Origin of the sequence: Yoonia sp. 67-2, from assembly GCF_035117555.1 — a bacterium.
Lineage (GTDB): Bacteria > Pseudomonadota > Alphaproteobacteria > Rhodobacterales > Rhodobacteraceae > Yoonia.
Map to the genome: position 1 here is coordinate 415,250 of NZ_JAYKPK010000003.1, position 7,660 is coordinate 422,909.

The window sequence follows — 7,660 nt, forward strand, 5'->3', positions numbered from 1 at the left end:
CTTTGCAACGCACGGGAGCCAAGATCGGCCCTTAGCGTACTACTCTGCCCCATCCGGCATCAGACCCCACACCGCCTCAAATCGACGATAATGCGTCCACACAGAGGCACCCATCGCATCAGTTCATTGGATGGCTTAAGATGCCTTACCAGAAGCAATCTCTATTTGAAGGCTAGGGTCAGTCTCGAATTTGTCCACGATTTCGTTGTATCGGGTGATCAATTCCCCAACCTTGATCCGCCGTTGTTCGGTTTCAAACCGGCCTAGCTCATGCAAGTTAGTCGCAATGAATTGCTCAAACTCGATCACGTCCAGCCGGTCAGCTATGCCGATGTTTTCGGCTAGGCCTTCCGCGATCACCACACCTTTACGGGTAGTAACGATCATGGGCCGGCGTCCTGCGTCGAAGTTTGCGGCACATTTTTGGATTAAGGCTTCGCTTGGCGAGGTCGACACATGAATCGACGCATCGCCAATGTCGAAGTCCCCCGTTCGGTCGGGCTTCTGGTCGCTCGTGTTCGCGCCGTTATGGGTGACGTTGCCAAGCCCAAGGACCAAGTCTAGCTTCGCGCCCACAAGATGTTGCATCATCATGCCATGGTACATCGTACCCGCTGACGCCTTCTGCCGCTCTTCTGCTTGCCCCACCAAATTCCTGATCACGGCACGTAACCCCAAGGATGAATCCAGCCTGAGCTTAAAGGGCTTCCCGGCAAAGAAAGCTTCAACTTGCCTAATCCAGAATTCCTCGACAGAGTCTAGGTCCACAATGCTCGTGGCGTGAAGCTCGTTGAGCAGGCCAACATATGACCGCATATTGTCGATGCTACCTCGGCTTGTGCGTCCGCCTTCCGATGCCAGAAGGCGTGTTATGCCGTGCTTCTCAAGTATCTTTTGCACCGCTGACTTGCCTAGGCCGAGTACCTGTCCGCCTTGTGCGGTCAATAGTTTTTCGGGGTCCAGCGGTAGACCCTTCCGAGCGTGGTCAGTCACCACCAAGGCAACGCAGAGCGGGCCTTTGCTTCTGAAACGTCGCCTTGTGGCAAAGTCAGTCAGTGCCTTATCTAGGTCAATCATTCAGCTGCAACCGAAAGGTGACTGTCTGCGAAAGCTAGGACGGGTTCAAAGACGTGCCGGGCCAAGTGAGCGACGACGGGCACGGCGACTCCGTCGCCTGCGACATGGTATGCGTCATTGTATCGGGATGGCAGGATGTAGCTTGAAGGCAGGCCCATAAGATCAGCGGCTTCGCGGGGGGCCAACAGGCGTGACCGTACCGACTTCCCTTCCACCACCAAAATCGTTTGGCGGGATGAACCGCCAGCTGGAGTGCGAAGGCAGCCTGCGACGTCGTCAAACCGCACTTCGGCGCGCTGGACCCTTACCCCGTCTTCAATCCGCGTGCGCTTATACACTCCCCCGACAATCCGCAGCCCAGACCTTTTCGCTGCCTCAACCTTTTCGCGGTTCCGGTCTGACATCATGGCGATAAGGTTTTCTGTTTCTGCCTTGGTGTGCCACCTCACCCCTTTGGGATCATCGGTAATAATGTGCTTGAAGTGCACAGTTCGGGTGGCAGGTGTCGGGGGGTTCCACCAAATCCATTTGCGCTTTGCTTCTGCGCTCAAAATGCCGAAGGCTTCGCAAAGGGCTTTCGGGTGCCACGCGGCTTGTGGTGAGGCGGCGGTCAACTTTTCCGGTACAGGCAAATCACCGCGCACACCAATGAGGAAAACACGCTGACGAGATTGTGGAACAAACCGCGCCGCATCGATCACCAGCGCCCCAAAGCGATAATTGCCCCCAGAGAAGGCGGACGCAATTGCCTTGAAGTCGTTCCCACCCTTAGAACGCAGTACGCCATACACGTTTTCTAGTGCAATGATCCGGGGGGCACGCCCCTCTTCGGCCAAGCGCCGCATGTGACTCCAGAAAGGCCAGAAGGTGCCGGAACGGGTTTGTTCTTTTTGCGACGGGTGTCCGATGCCTGCATAAGTACCAGCAAGGGAAAGGTCCTGACATGGGAAAGAAGCCCAAGCTAGATCAGCATAGCTCGGCATTTGCGCCGAGGTCAGCTTCGCGACGTCTTCACAGATCAGATGATCCGCGCCCCAGTTCGCGCGATAGACAGCAGCCTTCATTTCGTCAAAGTCGTTAGCAAATGAACATGTCCACGCTGACCCTAGGCCTGCGCGCACCATGCCGCCGCCTGCAAAGAACTCAAGGAATGTGGGCAACTACCTCTCCTTTTTTGTGAGCACACTAGCACCTACTCTCAAGACACGCCATGGAACATTGAAAGAACATTTTGTTTCAGCAACCGGCCCGCCCTAGGGCCCAAACCACCCCAATTCGCCCAGCGAATAGGGCGAGTGGAAGAAGGCGTTGAACTCGACGCAGTCGGCCTCGCCGACTGGCAGGGCCTCAGGCGCACGGTGTGCAATGCAGAGACACTTGCCCGAACGAGTGATCCTCGCTGGAGGTTTGGGGTTATATGGCGAATGCATTTGCACACTTGTAAGATGTATCCTTCCGCGTTTAGGGTTTCACAGCATGTGACGGCAAGGGGGCTGTGACGAGCAAGCAGAATGTGCCGAGGGCCTTTGTCAGAGAATGAATCCGTTACTGCCGACCAAGAGGTCTGGCCCTCCATCGACGCCGCCGCCCCTTCTGAAGAAGGCGGCCCAATTGCTCGCAAAGGATTCAACTATCAGGACGAGATCGCCGTCGGCTTCGTTCTGGAGATGTTGGCCAACCCTCAGCTGGTAAAGATCCATTTCGAGACACATGACGATCTGGTTTTGGTCTGGGACATCGGTGCGCCGCCGCTGATCGCCGAGTTCGTTCAGGTCAAGGGCGGCGAAGCAGACAAGCTTTGGTCCGTAGCGGACCTGTGCCACCGCAAGAAACAGGCTATCGGGTCGTCGATTTTTGAGAAGTCTCTAGATCGCGACCAGCACGATGAGACCGCGCGCTTCCGGGTCGTCACCCTGCGCCCGGTGATCTCGCTTCTGACGCCGCTGACCTATGAACGCGGCCACGAAGCCCGGGCACTTAGCTGCAAGGAAATGGTCGCGCTGAAGTCGGACCTCGATGGGCGAATGCCCGGCGTCCTGTCCAAGCGGGGGAACGGGACTGGCTATTGGCTCGACAACTGCCTCTGGGACGCGCGCCACGACGAACCGGCCGTAAAGACGCAGAACAAGGTCCGATTGTTCGAGCTCATGCAGGCCGCCGGCCGCCCGCTGCTATGGGAGCACCTAGACCTTCTTCTGGACGAGTTGCGCAAGCTCGTGAAGTCGGCAGGCGATGCGAAATGGAAGCCGGACAAGGCGAAGAAAATCCTGACACGCGAGGCATTTTTGTTGGTGTGGGATACGTGTCTAGCCAAGCTCAAGGACGGAGCGACCCAGCCCTCGGGCGGCAAACTAACAAAGAAGATGAATGACGCCTCCCTCACCGGAACGGTAGTCGCGATGGCGCTCGACATGCGTATCGACTACGCCCGCTCCGTCCGGACCTCTCGCTACATGCAGCCAGACGAGGCAGGCCATCTTCAGGGCCGCGTCAAATCCGAAGTCCAGACCCTCAGCGCCAAGCGGGCCGCCGGAACGCTCGATCTCGACGGCCCGACATTCCACGCCCTCTGCATCGACCGAATGGATGTCATCAACGCCTCCCTCCCGCCTGACCAAGGCGACCGTTCAGCCTTCCTTAAGGGCTGTATGTACGACATCGCCGACCGCTGTCTGCTGCGCTTTGATCGAACAGGGCTGTGAAGTCGCTTTCTCGCCTCGGAACCCGTCCCGCCAGTCTTCCGCTGGCGGCCGACGATGTCCTCGAATTCCACGCGGCTCGGCTGCTTCTGCTGATGCACATCTGCGGCACCGCAGGGCGGATGGACGGTCTGACAAAAATGGCTAAGCTTGACTTCTTCACTCGCTACCCAGACTTCTTCGAGGCCGCTCGGGCGGCGGTCGAGCCTGACGCCCAAAGCGAGCCCGTTGATCGCGCTGAAGCTGTCGAATCATCGATGGTGCGACATCACTACGGCCCGTGGGACAAGCGCTACTATCAGGTTCTGGCGCATCTCGAGGCACGGCGGCTGATCACCGTGTCCAAGCTCAAGAACTCCTACCAGATCGCTTTATCGACCGAAGGTGCCAAAATGGCCAAGGCTCTCACAAAACGTCCCTCCTTCGCCACCCTCGTTGAGCGCCAGAAAGCGGTGAAGAAAACCTTCGGCGGCAAGTCGGGCACGGTGCTGAAAAACCTGATCTACAAGCTTTTCGAACAAGAGGTTGGCAAACGCACCCTCGGACAGGTGATAACTAAATGAGCGCGCCCTTTCTGTCTATCCGCAGCCTCGAACGTCGTCTGGCGACCGGCAACGTCGAGCGTCTCACATTCGAAACCGGCGTCAACGTCTTCGTTGGGCGACCGAACACCGGCAAGACGAAGTGGCTGCAGACGCTCGACTTTCTGCTCGGCGACACGGGAGCAAACCCTTATGAGCAGAGCGACGAAGAAGGGCTGGCCGAGAAGTACGACGCGGCCTCCGCCACAATCTGCATCGGCGACGGGACCTTCCGGATCGAGCGGCGTTGGCGCGAGGCCGGTGCCAAAGGGAAGGTCTTCGTCGGCGACGAGGGTATGCTTGCCAAGGACTTCCAGCACTGGCTGATGGAAAAACTAGGCATGCCGCTGGTGAACTTCCCGAAGGGCAATCCGATGTCCGGCCAGACCTGGCCAGAGCTGAGCTTCCGCTCCTTGTTGAGGCATATCTTCCGGCAGCAGCGGTTCTGGAGCGGTCTCGTCGATCAACAAACTGACAACGAACAGCACGCCAGCCTCTTGCTCTTCTTGGGTCTGGCTGAGCGAATTTATAGCAAGGACTATGGTAAACTCGTCGATCTGAAACTCAGGTCGATGCGGGTCCGGGCGCGACGCGAGCAGTACAGCGAGACCCTCAACGATCTAGCGGTCGATCTGCTCGACCCTCAAGACGCCACCGTGGGCGTAAACGAGACCACCGTTGCCGCCGCGTTGAAACGTCTCCAAGACGAAGTCGAACGCCTGCAGACGCTCAAACTCGAGGTTCTGACGACTGCAAGTGACGCCAGCCTGCCGGTGTCGGATCGGTCGCGCATCGCCGAGCTCGGGCATGCACGAGCGGTGGCGCTCGAAGACGTGACGATAACGCGCCAGAAGCGTCTGGGTGCCGAAGACCGGCTGACCGAAGTTCGTCGATATCGCGCGGACCTCACGGCTGAGATCGAGCGGATGGGTCGGGTCGCAGACGCCAGCGAACTCCTTGCAGACCTTAAGGTCACCCATTGCCCGGCCTGTGATCAGGGGATCATCCCCTATCGGAATCCTGATCACTGCTTCGTCTGCCACCAGCATCTGCCCGAGGAGCCTGAGGTCGCCGGGCTCGGCGAGGTCCGACTGCAATTCGAGCAGGACCGGTTGAACGCCGAACTTCTAGAAGCTGACGAACTCATCACCATTCTCGAACGGGACATAGACAAACAGACCAAGGCGTGCCGCGATGCCAAAGAGGCGCTGCAGACCATAGAGGTCGAACTCGCGCCGGCCCGTCGCGCCGTGGCCGCCGTTGCTCAAGCCGATGTCAGCGCGATCGATATGGCGCTGGGTAACGCTGCCGAGCGGCAACGCCAGATGGGCCGGGTGGCGGCGGCGCTCGAACTTGGCAAGAGCCTCACCAATCAGGTCCAGGCCCTTGAGGACGAGATCAAGGCACTTCAGGAGAAGGTGGACGAGGCTAACCGTTCAATCGACTTCAGCGCTGCCGCTAATAAGCTTGAAGAAGGGATGAACGCCTATCTCGACGCTCTCAATGTGCAACGTCCGGACACTTGGAAACACAATATGGTCGAAATCGACATATCCAAGTCCAGCACCAGCTTTCGGGTGGGACGAAAGCGCTGGCGGGGTGCGCTAGGAGGGACGGACTCCCTCTATTTTCTGATGGCCTATCAATACGGCCTGCTGTCGCTGAGCCCGGTAACTGACATGCACTATCCAGGACTGGCAATCATCGACGTGCCGGGTGAATTCTCGGGCGAAGAGGTCAAGGACAGGGAGAACTTCATCGTTCAGCCGTTCATCGACCTGCTCGCCAAAGAGGAGTTCGAGGGCGCGCAACTCATCATCACGGGTGCGTCCTTCGCGGGCCTACAGGGCGTGCACGTCCAAAGGCAGACCCATGTCCACGTCGCCTGATGAGAAACGTCAATGAGCGCACGGAATATCTCTTCGATACGAAATTATTAAACTACAGCATTGTCAAAGGAAGATGTCATTGCCGTCGCTTTCTGAAATCCTCGCTCGCCCCGAAAAACCAGCTCTATTCGTCGGGAACGGGATTAATCGGTACAAAAATGACGCGCGCTCCAGTTGGGATGATCTGCTACGCGGGCTCATGTACGACTATGGCGTTGACTTCACCGAGGAAGAAATTCGTGAAATGTCCAACACCGAACTGTTCGACATTCTGGATCTTGCGCGACCAGCCGAGGATCGCAGCAGCCTTCAGGCAAAATTCTGTGAGACGATGAAGGCTTGGAGGCCCGTACAGCATCATCAGTCAATCGTCGGGTGGGCACAGCGTCATCGCCGTCCGATCATCACCGTCAACTTTGATGAAAATCTGTCTCTCGCCGCAGATGCGCGGCGGCAATGGCTGGGCAAGCCGTCCACAGACTACTATCCTTGGAACTGCTATTTCTCTGACACGTCGATCTCTGATCCGAGGTCAGAATTCGCAATCTGGCACGCCCACGGCATGATGCATTACAAGCGCAGCATCCGCCTCGGCCTCACGCACTACATGGGCTCGGTCCAGCGTGCGCGGCAGTGGGTGTACGGCGACGAGAGTCTTCGTGCGTCGGCCAAAAACGCCGAAGCCAATTGGCGCGGAGCGAATGGCTGGCTGGAAGTACTGTTCTTCTGTCCGCTCGTGATTTTAGGGTTCAGCTTCAGCAAGGACGAGAACTTCCTTCGCTGGCTATTTCTAGAACGCGCGCGCCTCCACAAGATCATACCTGCGTGGAAAGCGCCGACCTGGTTTGTAGATACGCCGAAGAATGGCAGTCTTCACCGAAAGCCCTTCTTTGAGGGGCTCCAGATGCAGTATATCGTCGTTGAAAACTATCAGGATATCTACGAAAGCCCGGCGTGGAACTCCTAGCTTTGTGAAGGACCACTCGTCGGCCATGCAATGACGATTGGCCATGAAAGATACCCTCAGCCTTCGTCAAACGGCATGTGTTTTCCAGATTTGATTGATCACCTTGCGCGTTCTAAGGCTTCCGGGCCGCCTTCCATGATGGAGATAACGCTCTTCTGACAGGCTTTTTGTCATCAATATTGCCAACCGATATGCCGGTTTCATCATCGCTGGAGCTGCAAGTGGTGATGGTCTCCGCATCGCCCAGCACCGGGAAGTTCGCGCTGTGGGTATCCGCCCCAACCTTCAGGTCAAATGGTGTTAACAGTGAGCCGTGGCTTAACGTCTGCTCTCCAGAATTGCTGAAGCCGCTATCCGATCAATTGAGCTACTCCCCATCGGCTGGACAGTATCTGGCGTTGATTAAGCTACTTTTTGCACCTGCTGATCGGGTTGGGTTTCGTTTTT

General features: G+C 57.4%; 7 protein-coding genes and 1 pseudogene. 5 read left to right on the forward strand and 3 right to left on the reverse strand.

The features are described from left to right. Window positions 1–135: 135 nt before the first annotated feature. Window positions 136–1,077: a DUF4928 family protein gene (locus tag VOY09_RS07495; protein ID WP_322896177.1), complete on the reverse strand. Its 942-nt coding sequence runs from the start codon at window positions 1,075–1,077 to the stop codon at window positions 136–138. Further along, window positions 1,074–2,237: a DNA cytosine methyltransferase gene (locus tag VOY09_RS07500; protein ID WP_322896179.1), complete on the reverse strand. Its 1,164-nt coding sequence runs from the start codon at window positions 2,235–2,237 to the stop codon at window positions 1,074–1,076. The genes VOY09_RS07495 and VOY09_RS07500 overlap by 4 nt, the downstream gene beginning before the upstream one ends. Before the next feature lie 366 nt (window positions 2,238–2,603). Between VOY09_RS07500 and VOY09_RS07505 the strand changes: the two genes are divergently transcribed. The 4 genes from VOY09_RS07505 to VOY09_RS07520 all read left to right on the forward strand — a co-directional run bounded on the left by VOY09_RS07505 (window position 2,604) and on the right by VOY09_RS07520 (window position 7,213). Continuing rightward, on the forward strand, window positions 2,604–3,779 hold the full coding sequence (locus VOY09_RS07505; protein ID WP_322896181.1) for a dsDNA nuclease domain-containing protein: 1,176 nt from the start codon (window positions 2,604–2,606) through the stop codon (window positions 3,777–3,779). Further along, a complete protein-coding gene (locus VOY09_RS07510) occupies window positions 3,776–4,339 on the forward strand; it encodes a hypothetical protein (RefSeq protein WP_322896183.1) in 564 nt (187 codons plus the stop codon). The genes VOY09_RS07505 and VOY09_RS07510 overlap by 4 nt, the downstream gene beginning before the upstream one ends. Beyond that, window positions 4,336–6,246: a hypothetical protein gene (locus VOY09_RS07515; protein ID WP_322896185.1), complete on the forward strand. Its 1,911-nt coding sequence runs from the start codon at window positions 4,336–4,338 to the stop codon at window positions 6,244–6,246. The genes VOY09_RS07510 and VOY09_RS07515 overlap by 4 nt, the downstream gene beginning before the upstream one ends. A gap of 79 nt (window positions 6,247–6,325) precedes the next feature. Next, window positions 6,326–7,213, forward strand: coding sequence for a hypothetical protein (locus VOY09_RS07520; protein WP_322896187.1), 888 nt, complete (start codon window positions 6,326–6,328; stop codon window positions 7,211–7,213). 66 nt (window positions 7,214–7,279) lie between these two features. Here the strand turns inward: VOY09_RS07520 and VOY09_RS18270 are convergent. Next, a pseudogene (locus VOY09_RS18270) lies at window positions 7,280–7,484 on the reverse strand (hypothetical protein); the annotation flags it as partial. Between VOY09_RS18270 and VOY09_RS07525 the strand changes: the two are divergent. Beyond that, window positions 7,393–7,660 (forward strand): hypothetical protein (locus VOY09_RS07525; protein ID WP_416376272.1); only part of this gene is annotated, 268 nt, incomplete at its 3' end. The pseudogene VOY09_RS18270 and the gene VOY09_RS07525 overlap by 92 nt on opposite strands.

Coding starts and splice junctions, on each gene's coding strand:
- VOY09_RS07495 (WP_322896177.1), bottom strand. CDS start 1,077: ATGATTGACCTAGATAAGGCACTGACTGACTTTGCCACAAGGCGACGT.
- VOY09_RS07515 (WP_322896185.1), top strand. CDS start 4,336: ATGAGCGCGCCCTTTCTGTCTATCCGCAGCCTCGAACGTCGTCTGGCG.